The organism is Streptomyces sp. NPDC002958 (assembly GCF_055563255.1).
Genome location: NZ_JBVHDS010000037.1, coordinates 1 through 15,718 on the forward strand (window position 1 = coordinate 1; position 15,718 = coordinate 15,718).

The window sequence follows — 15,718 nt, forward strand, 5'->3', positions numbered from 1 at the left end:
CCAGACTCGACCGGCACACCGCCGATCACCAGGAAGAATCCTCCGACGGGCCAGCTACGTGATCAACCCCCGAAGGACTTCCGGAGCCGACCACTTAGGGTCGTGGCCATGGCTGAAAGCACGCTCGATCTCACTCTGGACGGCCCGGCGCTCACCGCCCGGCTCGTCGACTTCCCGTCGGTCAGCGGTCAGGAGAAGGAGCTCGCCGACGCGATCGAGTCGGCGCTGCGCACCCTCCCGCACCTGACCGTCGACCGGCACGGCAACAACGTCGTGGCCCGGACGAACCTGGGACGTGCCGAGCGGGTCGTGCTCGCCGGACACATCGACACCGTGCCGATCGCCGACAACGTGCCGTCCCGGCTCGACGACGACGGCGTGCTGTGGGGCTGCGGCACCTCCGACATGAAGTCGGGCGTCGCCGTCCAGCTGAGGATCGCCGCGACCGTGCCCGAGCCCAACCGCGACCTCACCTTCGTCTTCTACGACAACGAAGAGGTCGCCGCGCACCTCAACGGGCTCGGCCACGTGGCCGACGCCCACCCCGAATGGCTGGAGGGCGACTTCGCCGTCCTGCTGGAACCCTCCGACGCCCAGGTCGAGGGCGGCTGCCAGGGGACCCTGCGGGTCTTCCTCCGTACGGAGGGGGAGCGGGCGCACTCCGCGCGCGGCTGGATGGGGTCGAACGCCATCCACGCCGCCGCCCCGATCCTCGCCAGGCTCGCCGCGTACGAGCCGCGCCGGCCGGTGATCGACGGCCTTGAGTACCGCGAGGGCCTGAACGCCGTACGGATCGAGGGCGGCGTCGCCAACAACGTCATCCCCGACGCCTGCACCGTCGTCGTCAACTACCGGTACGCCCCCGACCGCGGCCCCGAGGAGGCCCTGGCCCACGTCCACGAGGTCTTCGCCGACTGCGGCGTCGTCGAATTCACCGTCGACGACCACTCGGGCGCGGCCATGCCCGGCCTCGCCCACCCGGCGGCGAAGGCGTTCATGGCAGCGGTCGGCGGCACCGCCCGGCCCAAGTTCGGCTGGACCGACGTCTCCCGCTTCGGCTCTCTCGGCGTTCCCGCAGTGAACTACGGACCCGGCGACCCGCTCCTCGCGCACAAGCGCAACGAGCACGTGGGGGTCGACCGGATCACCCACTGCGAGGAACGGCTCCGCTCCTGGCTCACCGGCTGACCCACGGTATTCCCCTGTCCGTAACCTGCATGGATCTACCCTGAGCTGACACAGTTGGTCATCGATCGTCGTCGGAGGGAGCAGGTCATGGGCAACCCCGAGGAAGCGCACGTCCCCGAGGAGCAGCGGCAGGGGCCGGTACTGCGCCGCAGGGACCAGGTGCAGCCCGGCACCACCGATCAGCGACTGCTGGACACCGAGGGCGATTCCGAGTGGGTGCACACCGACCCATGGCGGGTGATGCGCATCCAGTCGGAGTTCGTCGAAGGGTTCGGAGCCCTCGCCGAGCTGCCGAGCGCCATCAGCGTCTTCGGCTCGGCCCGCACCCCGGCCGGCGGGCCGGACTACGAGGCGGGCGTACGGATCGGCAAGGCCCTGGTCGAGGCCGGCTTCGCGGTGATCACCGGAGGCGGCCCCGGAGCCATGGAGGCGGCGAACAAGGGGGCGCGGGAGGCGAAGGGCGTCTCGGTCGGCCTCGGCATCGAGCTTCCCTTCGAGTCCGGCCTCAACCCGCACGTCGACATCGGCGTCAACTTCCGCTACTTCTTCGTCCGCAAGACGATGTTCGTGAAGTACGCACAGGGCTTCGTCGTCCTGCCCGGCGGCCTCGGCACCCTGGACGAACTCTTCGAGGCCCTCACCCTCGTCCAGACGGGCAAGGTCACCCGCTTCCCGATCGTGCTGTTCGGCACCGCGTACTGGAGCGGGCTCGTGGACTGGCTGCGGGACACGGTGGTGGCGCAGGGCAAGGCGTCCGCGCATGACCTGCTGCTGTTCCACGTCACGGACGACGTGGACGAGGCGGTCGACCTCGTGACGAAGGAGGTCGGTCGATAGGGCTTCTTCAAGCCCCTCCGGCGATCGAGGAGCGGGGCCGGGTCGGAGCCCGGGTTTCGGGAAGGGGCGGGCAGGGGATCAAGGCCCGCCGCAGGCGCCCCCCCCGCCACCTCACGCCCCGGCTACACCAGCCCCCGCCGTGCCACCGTCGGCTCCCGGTGCCCCGCGATGGACGTCACCATGTCCAGCACCTGCCGCGTCTCCGCGACCTCGTGCACCCGGTACACCTGCGCCCCCAGCCACGCCGACACCGCCGTCGTGGCCAGCGTCCCGACCAGCCGTTCCTTGACCGGCCGGTCGAGCGTCTCCCCGACGAAGTCCTTGTTGGACAGCGATACGAGGACCGGCCAGCCGGTCTCCGTCATCTCACCGAGCCGACGTGTCGCCTCCAGCGAGTGCCGGGTGTTCTTCCCGAAGTCGTGACCGGGGTCGATCATGATCCCGTCCGGTCGCACCCCGAGCCCGACCGCCCGCTCGGCCAGACCCAGCGTCACCCGCAGGACGTCCGCCATCACGTCGTCGTACGCGATCCGGTGCGGCCGGGTCCGCGGCTCGGCGCCGCCCGCGTGCGTGCACACCAGCCCGGCGCCGTACCGCGCGGCGACCTCCGCGAGCTTCGGGTCGACGCCGCCCCACGCGTCGTTCAGCACATCCGCACCGGCCTCGCAGACCGCCTCGCCGACATCGTGGCGCCAGGTGTCGACGCTGATCACCACATCCGGGTGGCGGCGCCGCACCTCCGCGACGAACCCCACCGTGCGACGGGCCTCCTCCTCTGCGGTCACCTCTTCGCCCGGGCCCGCCTTCACACCCCCGATGTCGACGATCGCCGCACCGTCCGCGATCGCCTGCTCGACCCGGGCGAGCGCCGGCTCGTCCCGGAACGTCGCGCCCTGGTCGTAGAAGGAGTCGGGGGTACGGTTCACGATCGCCATGATCACCGGCTCGTGCGCACCGAATTCACGCCGCCCCAGCCTGAGCGCACCGCTTCGCATCCCGTGTTTCTCCTCTGGTAGATCGCCCCGTGGGTCGCCTGCGACCCTAACTGTCACCGCCGCATGGCACGATCGGACCCGGACAGGTTTCCGCTCCCCGGGAGATGCGTGTGTTCTGGTTCTTGCTGCTGACGATGGTGGTGGTCGTGGCCGCGGTCACCCTCGCGGTGGTAGGCGGGGGGAAGAGCGCCGTCCTGCAGGACGTGGCGCCCGAGCAGCTGATCGACCCGCTGCCTGCGACGCGCCCGGTCGGCCGCGCGGATGTCGAGGCGCTCCGGCTGCCGGTGGCCGTACGCGGCTACCGCATGACGGACGTCGACGAGGCGCTCGGCCGGCTCGGCGCCGAGCTCGCCGAGCGGGACGCACGGATCGCGGAACTGGAGTCGGCGCTGGCCGGCGCGCAGGCGACCGCGGCCGGCGGCCCCGATCTCCTCAAGCGGCCGGAGGACCGCCCGCAGGTGAAACGGGAGCCGCCCAAGGACCGCCCGAAGGCGCCATGGGAGGCGCCCCAGCAGGACCCGCGGCAGCGGGACACCCGGCAGACCCCGCGCCCCGGAGAGGAGCCCGAGCGATGAGCGGCGGCGTAGAAGCGGCTCCGGACGGCGGTCTGCGCTGCCCGTGGGGGCTCTCCACCGAGGACTACCTCACGTACCACGACACCGAATGGGGCCGTCCCGTCCACGGCGACGACGTCCTGTTCGAACGGCTCTGCCTGGAGGCGTTCCAGTCGGGCCTCTCCTGGCTGACGATTCTGCGCCGCCGAGAGGGCTTCCGCTCCGCCTTCGCCGGGTTCAAGATCCCCGCCGTGGCGGAGTTCACCGACGCCGACAAGGAACGGCTCCTCGCCGACGCCGGCATCATCCGCAACCGGGCGAAGATCGAGGCGACCCTCGCCAATGCCAAGGTGCTGGCCGACTGGCGCGCCGGCGAGCTGGACGAACTGATCTGGTCCTACGCCCCCGCCCCGGTCGGCCGCCCGGCACCGCGCACCGTCGCCGACGTTCCCGCGGTCACCCCGGAGTCCACGGCGCTGGCCAAGGACCTCAAGAAGCGCGGGCTGCGCTTCGTCGGACCCACGACGGCCTACGCCTTGATGCAGGCCTGCGGTCTGGTCGACGACCACCTGGCCGACTGCGTGGCGCGCGGCACCGGGGCGTAGCCCCGGCCGGGGCTACCGGCCGAGGTACTTCGGCTTGTCCTTGTTCAGGAACGCCTGCACCGCGATCGTGTGGTCCTCGGACGCGCCCGCCTTCGTCTGGAGCTCGCCCTCCTTCTCCAGCGCCTCGCGCAGCGTGTGACCTGCGCCGTAGGCCAGGGACTCCTTGAGCGAGGCGTACGCCACCGTGGGACCGGACGCCAGGGCGCGGGCCACCGCGGCGGCCTCGGCGGCCAGGTCGGCGGCGGGCACCAGCTTGTTCACGATGCCCAGCTCATGGGCGTCCTGCGCGGAGATCGAGCGCGGGAAGAGCAGCAGGTCGGCGGCGCGGCTCTGCCCGATCAGACGGGGCAGCGTCCAGGAGACGCCCGAGTCCGCGGTGAGGGCGACCCCGGCGAAGGAGGTGTTGAACGAGGCGGTGTCGGCGACCACCCGGTAGTCACAGGCGAGCGCGAAACCGAAACCGGCACCGGCGGCGACACCGTTGACCCCGGCGACGACCGGCTTGGGCATCTCGGTGATGGCCCGCACGATCGGGTTGTAGTGCTCCTGCACGGTGCTCAGCGCATTGCCGCCGCCCGACTCACGGGCCTCGGCGAGCTTGCCGACGTGCTCCTTCAGATCCTGGCCGACGCAGAAGGCGCGCCCGGTCGCGGTGAGCAGAACGGCCCGTACGGCGGTGTCGGCCGCCGCAGAATTCAGTGCGTCACGGAGCGCCACCTTGGCCGCGGTGTCCATGGCGTTCATCGCGTCGGGACGGTTGATCGTGACCGTCGCGAGCCCGTCGCTCACTTCATAGAGCACGCTGTCCGCCATCTGGTCGGCCATTTCGCTGTCCCCTCTGCACCTTGGGCAATGCCTGTCCAGGCCAGCATGGCGGACTCGGGTGGGAGTGAACATGTGACCTGCGTCTAACGATTGCGCCCTGATGAAGGGGTGAAGGTGACGGAGTATCGCAGTTGGATCGCCGAATTGAGTGGTTTTGAGAGAGCGCGTTGCGCAAGCGATGCCGACCGATGTTGGTCATCGGGGTCTGTGATGCGGGATAATGGCCTGGAAGCAATGTGTTCGATGCCGGTGACACAGCGCCTGTCATGGGGCCGCCGGTTGCGATGAGCTGGTTTCAGGAAGGGGAACGAGCATGGCGGCCATGAAGCCGCGGACGGGCGACGGCCCGCTCGAGGTGACAAAGGAGGGGCGGGGCATCGTCATGCGCGTTCCGCTCGAAGGCGGCGGTCGGCTTGTCGTGGAGCTGACTCCGGACGAGGCCGATGCACTCGGCGATGCCCTCAAGAAGGTCGTCGGCTGAGCAGAGGCGCCCACACTTCATCACTGCCCCGGCACGGTGTCCGTGCCGGGGCAGTGATGCGTTCGCAACCGGACGGCCCGGCACAACCGGCCCGTCCGGTTGCTCGTGGACCCCGCGGGTGCAGAACCACCGCCTGTCCGGAGGCCGAGGACACACCCCGGTTGCGCGGGCAGGGGGCAAGGACCCCGGCCTCGTGCGCGGGGCGTCAGCCCCTCCGTACCGCGCACAGCAGCCCGTCGCCCACCGGCAGCAACGTCGCCATCAGCTCCTGACTCTCCCGCACCGCACGCAGCAGCTCCCGCAGCCGCAGCACCTCCGCGGGCTGCGCCGCGGAGTCGACCGTACGTCCGTCCGCGAAGACGCCCTCGAAGCAGACGAGGCCGCCGGGACGCAGCAGGCGCAACGATTCAGCGAGGTAGTCCAGGCTTTCCAGCCGGTCGCCGTCGCAGAACACGAGGTCGTATCCGCCGTCTGCGAGCCGCGGCAGTACGTCCAGGGCACGGCCGGGAATGAAGCGGGCCCGATTGGCGGCGAACCCCGCGGCCCGGAACACCTCACGGGCGAACTGCTGGCGCTCGGGCTCCGGGTCGACCGTGGTCAGTACTCCGTCGGGCCGCATGCCGTGCAGCAGATAAAGTCCGGACACGCCGGTCCCGGTGCCGATTTCGGCCACCGCTTTGGCGTCCGTCGTGGCAGCGAGCAAGCGCAGCGCGGCGCCGGTACCTGGCGACACCGAGCGGAGCCCTGCCTCCAGGGCCCGGTCCCGGGCCCAGTGCAATGCTTCGTCCTCGGCGACAAAGGCGTCGGCGAACGCCCAGCTCGTCTGCCGGTTGGCGGTAATGACCCTCTCCTGTCCCCGTAGTTGGCGCAACGGTGACTGTATCCGCTGCACCCGGGAACCCGCAGATGGGACCGGGCGTTGTGCGAAGGCAGGGGAATGCGCATGGGGTCGGCCCGCGGATCGGGTCCGGGAGCCATGGGCCGACGATTCCCGGGGTGATCCCCGGCCCCAGCAGGAAAAAGGCTTATCCGGAGCTAACGGGCGAGGTGGTTATGGTAGGGGCTCCACTGGACACCACCAAAGCCGATAGGGGAGGTGCGGCTGCGCCTGTGGATCGGAGAGGAGCGCTGTGGCGCTTTCTCAGGTCGGCGGGTGAGCCGAAATCCGTGACCAACATCGCTGACCGTTCTTCCAACGTTTCCGCACCGACCGCGACCTTCACCTCAAATGCGGGTTCCCAGGCGTGGACGCCGCCCTCATGGGAAGAGATTGTCAGCACGCACAGCGGCCGTGTCTATCGCCTCGCCTACCGGCTGACGGGCAACCAGCACGATGCGGAGGACCTCACCCAGGAGGTCTTCGTGCGCGTGTTCCGGTCGCTGTCGACCTATACGCCGGGAACCTTCGAGGGCTGGCTGCACCGCATCACGACCAACCTGTTCCTGGACATGGTCCGTCGTAAGCAGCGGATCCGCTTCGACTCCCTCGGTGACGACGCCGCGGAGCGGCTGCCGAGCCGTGAGCCGTCCCCGCAGCAGGTCTTCAACGACACCCACTTCGACGCGGATGTCCAGCAGGCGCTGGACACCCTTGCGCCCGAATTCCGTGCCGCCGTCGTGCTCTGTGACATCGAGGGCCTCTCGTACGAGGAGATCGCCGCGACGCTCGGCGTGAAGCTCGGCACCGTGCGCAGCCGTATCCACCGCGGTCGCTCGCATCTGCGCAAGGCGTTGCAGCACCGTTCGCCCGAGGCCCGTGCCGAGCAGCGCTCGCTGGCGGGCGTGATCCTGGCAGGGGAGGGCGGAACGGCGTGAGTGGCACAGTTCCGACCCCCGCGGAACAGCACCTGGGGGACCGGCTCGCCGCGCTTGTCGACGGTGAGCTGAAACACGACACCCGCGAGCGGGTGCTCGCCCACCTTGCGACCTGCACCAAGTGCAAGGCCGAGGCTGTCGCCCAGCGGCGCCTGAAGAGTGTCTTCGCGCAGTCCGTCCCACCGTCGCCGTCCGAGGGGCTCCTCGCCCGGCTGCAGGGCCTTCCCGGGGGGTCGGGTGGTGATGACGACAGCCGGGGGAGACCGTTCGGCGGCTCCGGGCGTTTCGCCGACGGGCTCTTCCCGGTGATCCAGCCCTCCGGCAGCCGCACGGATTCGCCGGGGCACTCACCACTGGGCGGTTTCGGTTTCCGCACGATTCCGCACGGCGCGACCACTGTGCTGCCGGGTGGTTCGTCCCGTTCCGGATTCCGGATCCATGAGGTGGGCCGCGAGGGAGATCGGTCGCCATGGCGCGGCCGGAGGTTCGCCTTCGCAGCGGCCAGCGCCGTATCGCTGGCAGCCATCGCCCTGGGCGGCGCCCTGCCGACGAGTGCGGGTCCCAACACCCCGGCCCGGGCCGCGGGCGCCGGAAACACGGCGATCCCGCTCGACGCCGGTTCCCGCAGCGAGAGCAACAGCTCGGTGAGCCGTCGCGGCGGCGGCAGTCAGAGCACGCTCGCCGCGCCGCAGGCGGGCGACCACTCGTCCGTCGCCGCTGCCCCACCACTTCCCGCGCCGGAGGCCACACCGGCGGCGCCTTCTCCCGCTCCCGCCCTGCTCTCCACCGGAAGTCTCGCGGGAAACACCTTCGACGTGCAGGTCCTGAGCAATGTGTCCGCGCCACCGCTGATACGCCCGACCGGCACCACCCCGCTCTTCGCCCAAGCACTCGGACGACTCGCCCCACAGCCCCCGGCGCCGTCCGCACCGCCGTCCTGGACACCCCCGACGGCCTCGGCCCTCCCCACCCCCGCCGATCCCGGTCTGCCGCTTTCCTCCCGGCGTTGACCCGGTTCTGTACCGACGGGGTCTGCGCAGACATCCGCAAACCTGGTTGAATTCCGAGAGGAATTCCGGGAGGGGCCTCCCTGCCGGGGCGTGGAGAGGCCAGTTGTGGCAGTTGCGGGGAGAGCATGGAAGACGGGAAGTCCACCGGGCCGAAGGCGAAGTGGTGGAGCCGGCCCACGCCGGAACGCACCACTTGCGCAGCGCCGGACGATTTGTCACCCGTCGAGGACGCGCTGCCCATGGCCGACGCGACGGGCGTGACCGAAGCGCATGCGGCCGACACGCCGCCCCAGCCGCCGGCACCCGAGTCGATGTCAGTGCCGCCCGCTGCCGAACCCGTGGCGTCCGTACCGGCCACGCAGCCCGTGGCGCCACTGCACGAGCCCGATCAGTACAGCACCCCGCCCTACGGCGGACCCGGCCCCTGGGCACCCGCGCCCCCCGTTCAGCGACCGGTCCCGACCCCGGCGCACGGCACCCCCGTACCCCCGCAGTACGCGGGGACGAACGGCGCCGGAGTTCCCACCTCGCCCGCCCCCGGTTTCGCGCACCCGCCCCACGTGCCTCAGCAGCCCCGAAGTCAGCACGCCCAGGGGGCACAGCCCGCGCTCCAGCCGCAGACCCAGTCGACGCAGTGGCTCCAGTACGACCCCTGGGGCGCGCCCCGGCAGCCGCTGACCAACCCGGGCCCATCGCTCGGGGCCGACGTCGGCAGGAAGCACGGCCGCGGCTCCCTCCTCATCGGTGCGGTGCTGCTCGCCCTGGTGGCGGGCGGCATCGGCGGCGGCATCGGCGCCTACACCGAGCGCAACGGCGGTTTCACCCAGGTCGAGCTTGCGCAGACCGGCCGGAACAGCGGTGGCCGCGCCCCCGACAGCGTCGCGGGCATCGCCGCCAGCGCACTGCCCAGCGTGGTCACCCTCCACGTCAGCGGCACTTCCGAATCCGGCACGGGTACCGGCTTTGTTCTCGACAAGTCCGGCCACATCCTCACCAACAACCATGTCGTCGCCCCGGCCGGGCCCTCCGGCGAGATCACCGTCACGTTCAGCGGCGGCGAGACCGCGCGCGCCGAGGTCGTCGGCAAGGACAGCGGTTACGACCTGGCCGTGGTCAAGGTCACCGGTGTCTCCGGCCTCAAGCCGCTGCCGCTGGGCAACTCCGACAATGTGCAGGTCGGCGACCCGGTGGTGGCCATCGGCGCCCCCTTCGACCTGTCCAACACCGTCACGTCCGGCATCATCAGCGCCAAGGACCGGCCGATCACCGCAGGTGGCGAGAAGGGCGACGGCAGCGACATCAGCTACGTCGACGCGCTGCAGACCGATGCGCCGATCAACCCGGGCAACTCCGGCGGCCCGCTCGTCGACACCGATGCCCATGTCATAGGCATCAACAGCGCCATCCGTGCCGCAGACAGCGGTTCGACCACCGAGGGCGGACAGGCAGGGTCCATCGGTCTCGGCTTCGCCATCCCGATCAACCAGGGCAAGCGTGTGGCCGAGGAGCTGATCAACACGGGGAAGGCGACGCACCCGGTGATCGGCGTCACCTTGGACATGAAGTACACGGGGGACGGCGCGAAGGTGAGCACGAAGGGCGCGGACGGCCGCCCCGCGGTGACGCCCGACGGGCCCGGGGCCAAGGCCGGGATCAAGCCGGGGGACATCATCACCGAGGTCGACGGCCGACGGGTGCACAGCGGTGAGGAGCTGATCGTGAAGATCCGCGCGCACCGGCCCGGCGACCGTCTGGACCTGGGTCTGACCCGTGGTGGCAAAGAGGTGTCCATCTCATTGACTCTTGGTTCGGCAACCGGCACGTGACAGCCACGGGGCGCTACCGCGCGGACAGTTCCGACCGGTACCGTTGGCCGGGTCCGGACCTCAACCGACCTGGTCTCGGAGAACACGAGGAGCAACAAGGTGTTCAATGACATAGGCGCACTCGAGCTGGTGACGCTCGCGATCCTGGGCGTGCTGGTCTTCGGCCCGGACAAGCTGCCCAAAGTCATCCAGGATGCTTCGCGCTTCATTCGTAAGATCCGTGAGTTCTCGGAGAGCGCCAAGGAGGAGATCCGCACGGAGCTCGGCCCGGAGTACAAAGACTTCGAGTTCGAGGACCTCAACCCCAAGACGTTCGTCCGCAAGCAGCTCATGGACGGCAATGACGACCTGGGGCTGAAGGAGATCCGCGAGAGTTTCGACCTGCGCAAGGATCTGGCCGAGGTCACCGACGCGGTGAACGGCCGGGAGAGCGCGGCCGTGGCGTCCGCGGACACCCGCAGCGGCGTGTCGAGCGCCTCGGCGCTCACCGCTGCCAATGGCTCCACCGGTACTCCGGACCTGCTCAAGAAGCGTGAACAGCCCGCGAAGGACGACCGCCCGCCGTTCGACGCGGACGCCACCTGACGCCGGTCAATCCCGGCTCGTCCGGAGGGTATGGCTATTCTCCATCTGTCCGGTTGTGAGGACGCCCGTGGGGGGCGGGCTGCTCCGGACCCAACGGATCGAGGAGGCGGCCGGGCAGATGGAGACGACCAGTCGGGTGGGCGCGGAGGGTGCGCCGAGCACAGGCACCGCAGAGGAGGTACCGGCGTCCCGGCGTACTGTCGACGGCTATCTGGCAGCTCCGTTTCCCTGGTACGGACTGGACGAGGCCTTCACCGGGCCGCGCTGGCTGATGCAGGTGGGCACCGAGGCGGACGGCACGGTGCAGCACGGTTCCATCGGGCACGGCGACGAACCGTCGGTACGGGCCGACGCGGGTGCCGAGAAGCAACGATTCGCCGTCGTCGTGACGGTGGCCAGCAGTCCGGTGCGGCGCAGCGGTGACGGTAGAGGGGTTCTGGACGCGACCACGGTCTCCTCCGCGGCCTGGCTGGCCGGGTCCGGTCTGCTCGCCTGTACGTGGCCGCCGCAGTTGGATCACTCACTGCGTGACGACTGGCTGGACCAGCAGACGGAGACGGCGTTCGAACTCGCCGACGATCTGGTCGGCCCCGCGTGGTCGGCGTTGTCACTGCCGGTGGACGGTGTTCCCATGCCGTTCCACTACCGCGAGTCCGAGTTCGGCTGGGTGCTGGCGGGATCGGCGCACGGCGGGGTGCACATCGGGGCGTACGGGCGGGGAATGAGCGCGTACGGGCTGGCATTCTCGGTGATCGGCGACATCGCGGCGTACGCGTAGCGAAGACGTCCGGCGGTGACCGGTCGCGGCTGATTTCCGCCGTGTCCTCGATCGCCGGACCGGCTCGATTCTCGAGCCCGTCCGGCGATCGAGGACATCTTCGAGCCCGGCCGGCCCCGCCCCCTCAGCTCAGAACTTGTTGCGCGGGGTGATTCCCAGCGACATGCCTGACAGGCCGCGCTGACGGCCCCCCAGCTTGTCCGCGATGGTGCGGAGCGCCTTGCCGGCCGGGGAGTCGGGGTCGGACAGGACGACCGGCTTGCCCTCGTCGCCGCCCTCGCGCAGCCGTACGTCGATCGGGATGGAACCGAGCACCGGCACCTCCGCGCCGGTCGTCCTCGTCAGGCCCTCGGCGACCTTCCGGCCACCGCCTGTACCGAACACATCGACCATCTCGTCGCAGTGCGGGCACGGCAGACCCGACATGTTCTCGACGACACCGACGATCTTCTGGTGGGTCTGGACGGCGATCGAGCCTGCCCGCTCGGCCACCTCTGCCGCCGCCTGCTGCGGGGTCGTGACGACCAGGATCTCGGCGTTCGGCACGAGCTGTGCCACCGAGATCGCGATGTCACCGGTGCCCGGCGGCAGGTCGAGCAGCAGAACGTCCAGGTCGCCCCAGTACACGTCGGCGAGGAACTGCTGGAGTGCTCGGTGCAGCATCGGTCCGCGCCACACCACCGGGGCGTTGCCCGGGGTGAACATGCCGATGGAGATGACCTTCACGCCGTGCGCCGACGGCGGCATGATCATGTTCTCGACCTGGGTCGGCTTGCCGTCCGCGCCGAGCATCCGGGGCACGCTGTGCCCGTAGATGTCCGCGTCCACGACGCCGACCTTGAGGCCGTCGGCCGCCATCGCGGCCGCCAGGTTCACCGTGACCGACGACTTGCCGACGCCGCCCTTGCCGGACGCGACCGCGTAGACCCGGGTCAGCGAGCCGGGCTTGGCGAACGGCACCTCGCGCTCGGCCGTGCCGCCGCGCAGCGAGGCCGCGAGTTCCTTGCGCTGTTCGTCGCTCATCACGTCGAGCGTGACGTCGACGCGCGAGACGCCCTCGACGCGGGCGACCGCGTCGGTCACGCTCTTGGTGATCGTCTCGCGCATCGGGCAGCCTGAGACCGTGAGATAGACCGTGACAGCGACTGCACCGTCAGCGTCGATCTCGACCGACTTCACCATGCCGAGTTCGGTGATCGGACGGTGGATCTCCGGGTCGTTCACCGTCGCCAGTGCCTCAAGCACCGCGTCTTCCGTAGCCATACCTCGATAGTACGGGTGCGCGCGGCGCTCCTGGAGGGTGGTGGTGGGCGACGGGAGGCGTTACGGCGCCTGCTGCTACGCGCGAGTAACCCCGTCAGCGGTCTTCGTCACTCTCGGCCGGGAATGGGGCGCGCCGGTCGTCCATGTCCCTCACGAGGCCTTCCAGTTCGGAGCGGATCCAGTCGCGGGTGGCGACCTCGCCGAGACCCATCCGCAGGGACGCGATCTCCCGGGTCAGGTACTCGGTGTCCGCGATGGAGCGCTCGTTCTGCTTGCGGTCCTGCTCGTGGGTGACCCGGTCGCGGTCGGCCTGCCGGTTCTGCGCGAGCAGGATCAACGGGGCCGCGTACGAGGCCTGGAGCGACAGCATCAGCGTCAGGAAGATGAACGGGTACTCGTCGAACCGCCACGCCGCGGGCGCGGAGGCGTTCCACACCACCCACACGATGATGACCGACGTCATCCAGAGGATGAAGCGCCAGGTGCCCAGGAAGCGGGCGACCCGCTCGGAGAGCCGGCCGAACGCCTCGGGGTCGTAATTGGGCAGCAGCCGTCGCCGTGGGGCCTTGGGCTGGTCCAGCCGGGAACGGGGCGGGCGCGCGATGCCCGAGGCACCCGTCGCCGCCGCCCTCGTACGGTCCTCACCGGCCACGGGCGACCTCCTCCTCACCGTGGAAGTCGGTCTCCCGCCAGTCCTCGGGCAGCAGATGGTCGAGCACGTCGTCGACGGTCACCGCGCCGAGCAGCGATCCGCTCTCGTCCACGACCGGCACCGAGACCAGGTTGTACGCGGCCAGGTAGCTCGTCACGGCCGACAACGGGGTGTCGGGCGTGAGGGGGACGAGATCGCTGTCGACGATCGAGCTGACCAGGGCGTACGGCGGGTCCCGCAGCAGCCGCTGGAAGTGCACCGTGCCCAGGTACCTGCCGGTCGGTGTCTCGTCCGGCGAGCGGCACACGTACACCTGGGCGGCGAGCGCGGGGGACAGATCTGCCTGCCGGACCCGCGCGAGCGCGTCGGCGACCGTCGCGTCCGGCCGCAGGATGATCGGCTCGGTGGTCATCAGACCGCCCGCGGTCCGTTCCTCGTACGACATGAGACGCCGCACATCCGCCGCGTCGTCCGGACGCATCAGGGTCAGCAGCCGCTCCTTGTCCTCCTCGGGCAGCTCGGACAGCAGGTCGGCCGCGTCGTCCGGGTCCATGGCCTCCAGGACATCGGCGGCGCGCTCCTCCTCGAGCTTGCCTATGATCTCGATCTGGTCGTCGTCGGGCAGCTCCTCCAGGACATCGGCGAGCCGGTCGTCGTCGAGCGCGGCGGCGACCTCGGCCCGTCGCTTCGGCGACAGATGATGCAGCGCGTTGGCCACATCGGTCGGGCGCAGCTGCTCGAACGTGGCGACCAGGGACTCGGCGCCCTGCCCGTTCTCCTCCAGCGAGAATCCGCTGACCGCCGACCACTCGACCGTCAGGGTCTCGCCCTTGCGTCGCAGCGCCCCGCCCTTGCCCTTGCGCACGAAGTACTTGTCGATCTCCCAGTCACGGCGGGCCGGGAGCTGCTGAACGGCGACATCGAGAATGGTGACCTCCTCGCCGGTCTCCACGAGGTGGACGCGGCGGTCGAGGAACTCGCCGAGCACCAGGCGTTCGGTGGGCCGCTGCTCGAAGCGCCGCATGTTGACCACGCCGGTGGTGATGACCTGACCGGACTCGATCCCCGTGACCCGGGTCATCGGGAGGAAGATCCGGCGGCGGCTGAGCACCTCGACGACCAGGCCGAGCAGCCGGGGCGGCCGACCGCCGACCCGCAACATCGCCACCAGGTCGCGGAGGCGGCCCACCTGGTCGCCGTTGGGATCGAAGACGGGGACGCCGGCGAGGTGCGAGACGAAGACCCGGGGGGCGCCTGCCGCCATGGTGCGCCTCCTTCTTCCGTGTACGACTTCTCTGTCCGGACCGTCTGCCGTGTATGACTTCTCTGTCCGGTCCGTTTGGCAGCTAATCAACCGTTATGACGGGATCAGGCTAGCCCGTACCGCTCCGGGCTGCCCCGGTGGACCCGTCCGTACGGCTCTCTGCCGGAAGGCGTGATCGGCACAGGTACGCTGCCGTCTGGTACCCCCCGCGATGCAGATGAGAGGCAGTGCGCCCGTGACCTCTTCCGTCCCGCCCGTCCGGGCCCGACGCCGTCGGACCGCCCTCGCCGTTGTGCTCTGTGCGGGGCTGACCGTCACCCTCACGGCATGCGGGGGCGAGGATCCGGACATGGGGACCAACGGCGTCGGCAAGCTCACCGCCACGCAGATCGAGAAGAAGACGCGGGCCGCCGCGGACTCCGCCGACGCGGTGCGCCTGGCCGGGACGCTGGTCAGCAAGGGCGGCACGTACAAGCTCGATATGCAGCTCAGGGAGAAGGGCGGCACCGGCTCCGTCGTCTCGAAGGACAGCACCTTCGAGCTGCTGCGGATCGGTGACGAGCTCTATCTCAAGGCGGACTCCGGGTTCTGGAGCGACGACGAGGAGTCCGGCGCCGAGGCCGACGCGGGCGGGGCGGCCGCGGACAAGCTCCAGGACAAGTACGTGAAGGTGCCCGAGGACGACCCCACGTACAAGCAGCTGCGCGGTTTCACGGACAAGGAGACACTGCTCGACGGGGTACTCACCCTGCACGGCACTCTCAACAAGGGCGACCGGGCGAAAATCGGACCGACCCGGACCGTTCAGATCATGGGCGGCAAGGGCGAGGGCGGCACGCTCGACGTCGCGCTGGAGGGCACACCGTACCCGCTGCGTTTCGCGCGTGCCGGCGGCGGCGGGACCGTGACGCTGTCGGACTGGGGCAAGGACTTCACGCTGGAGCCCCCGGCGAAGGAGGACACGGTCGACTACGGGCAGCAGCTGCCCAAGACATTGTCCTGAAGAGCGGGCCGCGCGGTACGCGGTCCAAGCCCTGCCC

The 15,718-nt window shown here is 70.2% G+C and carries 17 protein-coding genes; 11 read left to right on the top strand and 6 right to left on the bottom strand.

The genetic code is table 11. The annotated features are described in order from the left end of the window. Window positions 1-108: 108 nt before the first annotated feature. Window positions 109-1,188: a succinyl-diaminopimelate desuccinylase gene (gene dapE / locus ACZ3IC_RS32095; RefSeq protein WP_467421991.1), complete on the top strand. Its 1,080-nt coding sequence runs from the start codon at window positions 109-111 to the stop codon at window positions 1,186-1,188. A gap of 87 nt (window positions 1,189-1,275) precedes the next feature. Continuing rightward, a complete protein-coding gene (locus ACZ3IC_RS32100) occupies window positions 1,276-2,025 on the top strand; it encodes an LOG family protein (protein ID WP_467421992.1) in 750 nt (249 codons plus the stop codon). A 122-nt stretch (window positions 2,026-2,147) separates the two neighbouring features. On the opposite strand, the gene folP is transcribed toward ACZ3IC_RS32100, so the two are convergent. Beyond that, a complete protein-coding gene (gene folP, locus ACZ3IC_RS32105; protein WP_467421993.1) occupies window positions 2,148-3,020 on the bottom strand; it encodes a dihydropteroate synthase in 873 nt (290 codons plus the stop codon). Window positions 3,021-3,130: 110 nt separating this feature from the next. On the opposite strand from folP, the gene ACZ3IC_RS32110 reads away from it, so the two are divergent. Continuing rightward, entirely contained in the window at window positions 3,131-3,595 is a 465-nt protein-coding gene (locus ACZ3IC_RS32110; protein ID WP_467421995.1) for a hypothetical protein, read from the top strand. Next, on the top strand, window positions 3,592-4,179 hold the full coding sequence (locus ACZ3IC_RS32115) for a DNA-3-methyladenine glycosylase I (protein ID WP_467421996.1): 588 nt from the start codon (window positions 3,592-3,594) through the stop codon (window positions 4,177-4,179). Before ACZ3IC_RS32110 ends, ACZ3IC_RS32115 begins: the two co-directional genes overlap by 4 nt. A 12-nt stretch (window positions 4,180-4,191) precedes the next feature. Here the strand turns inward: ACZ3IC_RS32115 and chcB are convergent, their stop codons facing one another. Then, window positions 4,192-5,004, bottom strand: coding sequence for a 2-cyclohexenylcarbonyl CoA isomerase (gene chcB / locus ACZ3IC_RS32120; RefSeq protein ID WP_467421998.1), 813 nt, complete (start codon window positions 5,002-5,004; stop codon window positions 4,192-4,194). Window positions 5,005-5,317: 313 nt separating this feature from the next. On the opposite strand from chcB, the gene ACZ3IC_RS32125 reads away from it, so the two are divergent. Then, window positions 5,318-5,485: a DUF3117 domain-containing protein gene (locus ACZ3IC_RS32125; protein WP_003966491.1), complete on the top strand. Its 168-nt coding sequence runs from the start codon at window positions 5,318-5,320 to the stop codon at window positions 5,483-5,485. A 205-nt stretch (window positions 5,486-5,690) separates the two neighbouring features. On the opposite strand, the gene ACZ3IC_RS32130 is transcribed toward ACZ3IC_RS32125, so the two are convergent. Next, window positions 5,691-6,356, bottom strand: coding sequence for an O-methyltransferase (locus ACZ3IC_RS32130; RefSeq protein ID WP_467422036.1), 666 nt, complete (start codon window positions 6,354-6,356; stop codon window positions 5,691-5,693). Window positions 6,357-6,538: 182 nt separating this feature from the next. Between ACZ3IC_RS32130 and sigE the strand changes: the two genes are divergently transcribed. The 5 genes from sigE to ACZ3IC_RS32155 all read left to right on the top strand — a co-directional run bounded on the left by sigE (window position 6,539) and on the right by ACZ3IC_RS32155 (window position 11,499). After that, window positions 6,539-7,300 carry an RNA polymerase sigma factor SigE gene (sigE, locus tag ACZ3IC_RS32135; protein WP_467422037.1) on the top strand — a complete coding sequence of 254 codons (762 nt, stop codon included), beginning with the start codon at window positions 6,539-6,541 and terminating at the stop codon, window positions 7,298-7,300. Continuing rightward, complete coding sequence (locus ACZ3IC_RS32140; protein ID WP_467421999.1) at window positions 7,297-8,310, top strand: anti-sigma factor family protein; 1,014 nt, start codon at window positions 7,297-7,299, stop codon at window positions 8,308-8,310. Before sigE ends, ACZ3IC_RS32140 begins: the two co-directional genes overlap by 4 nt. 125 nt (window positions 8,311-8,435) lie before the next feature. After that, window positions 8,436-10,136, top strand: coding sequence for a S1C family serine protease (locus tag ACZ3IC_RS32145; RefSeq protein ID WP_467422000.1), 1,701 nt, complete (start codon window positions 8,436-8,438; stop codon window positions 10,134-10,136). A 99-nt stretch (window positions 10,137-10,235) separates the two neighbouring features. Beyond that, the gene (locus ACZ3IC_RS32150) at window positions 10,236-10,721 is read left to right on the top strand and encodes a sec-independent translocase (RefSeq protein ID WP_467422002.1); all 486 of its coding nucleotides are present in this window, start codon (window positions 10,236-10,238) and stop codon (window positions 10,719-10,721) included. A 118-nt stretch (window positions 10,722-10,839) separates the two neighbouring features. Next, window positions 10,840-11,499 (top strand): hypothetical protein, encoded by a 660-nt coding sequence (locus ACZ3IC_RS32155; RefSeq protein WP_467422003.1) that lies wholly within the window; start codon window positions 10,840-10,842, stop codon window positions 11,497-11,499. Window positions 11,500-11,628: 129 nt separating this feature from the next. Here the strand turns inward: ACZ3IC_RS32155 and ACZ3IC_RS32160 are convergent, their stop codons facing one another. From ACZ3IC_RS32160 to ACZ3IC_RS32170, 3 genes are all read right to left on the bottom strand, one after another. Next, window positions 11,629-12,762 carry an Mrp/NBP35 family ATP-binding protein gene (locus tag ACZ3IC_RS32160; protein WP_467422004.1) on the bottom strand — a complete coding sequence of 378 codons (1,134 nt, stop codon included), beginning with the start codon at window positions 12,760-12,762 and terminating at the stop codon, window positions 11,629-11,631. Between the two features lie 94 nt (window positions 12,763-12,856). Then, the gene (locus ACZ3IC_RS32165; RefSeq protein WP_467422006.1) at window positions 12,857-13,414 is read right to left on the bottom strand and encodes a DUF1003 domain-containing protein; all 558 of its coding nucleotides are present in this window, start codon (window positions 13,412-13,414) and stop codon (window positions 12,857-12,859) included. Next, a complete protein-coding gene (locus tag ACZ3IC_RS32170; RefSeq protein WP_467422007.1) occupies window positions 13,404-14,678 on the bottom strand; it encodes a magnesium transporter MgtE N-terminal domain-containing protein in 1,275 nt (424 codons plus the stop codon). Before ACZ3IC_RS32170 ends, ACZ3IC_RS32165 begins: the two co-directional genes overlap by 11 nt. A 235-nt stretch (window positions 14,679-14,913) precedes the next feature. On the opposite strand from ACZ3IC_RS32170, the gene ACZ3IC_RS32175 reads away from it, so the two are divergent. Then, window positions 14,914-15,681, top strand: coding sequence for a hypothetical protein (locus ACZ3IC_RS32175; RefSeq protein ID WP_467422008.1), 768 nt, complete (start codon window positions 14,914-14,916; stop codon window positions 15,679-15,681). The last annotated feature ends 37 nt before the right edge of the window (window positions 15,682-15,718 follow it).

Coding starts and splice junctions, on each gene's coding strand:
- dapE (WP_467421991.1), top strand. CDS start 109: ATGGCTGAAAGCACGCTCGATCTCACTCTGGACGGCCCGGCGCTCACC.
- ACZ3IC_RS32100 (WP_467421992.1), top strand. CDS start 1,276: ATGGGCAACCCCGAGGAAGCGCACGTCCCCGAGGAGCAGCGGCAGGGG.
- folP (WP_467421993.1), bottom strand. CDS start 3,020: ATGCGAAGCGGTGCGCTCAGGCTGGGGCGGCGTGAATTCGGTGCGCAC.
- ACZ3IC_RS32115 (WP_467421996.1), top strand. CDS start 3,592: ATGAGCGGCGGCGTAGAAGCGGCTCCGGACGGCGGTCTGCGCTGCCCG.
- chcB (WP_467421998.1), bottom strand. CDS start 5,004: ATGGCCGACCAGATGGCGGACAGCGTGCTCTATGAAGTGAGCGACGGG.
- ACZ3IC_RS32125 (WP_003966491.1), top strand. CDS start 5,318: ATGGCGGCCATGAAGCCGCGGACGGGCGACGGCCCGCTCGAGGTGACA.
- sigE (WP_467422037.1), top strand. CDS start 6,539: ATGGTAGGGGCTCCACTGGACACCACCAAAGCCGATAGGGGAGGTGCG.
- ACZ3IC_RS32145 (WP_467422000.1), top strand. CDS start 8,436: ATGGAAGACGGGAAGTCCACCGGGCCGAAGGCGAAGTGGTGGAGCCGG.
- ACZ3IC_RS32155 (WP_467422003.1), top strand. CDS start 10,840: ATGGAGACGACCAGTCGGGTGGGCGCGGAGGGTGCGCCGAGCACAGGC.
- ACZ3IC_RS32160 (WP_467422004.1), bottom strand. CDS start 12,762: ATGGCTACGGAAGACGCGGTGCTTGAGGCACTGGCGACGGTGAACGAC.
- ACZ3IC_RS32170 (WP_467422007.1), bottom strand. CDS start 14,678: ATGGCGGCAGGCGCCCCCCGGGTCTTCGTCTCGCACCTCGCCGGCGTC.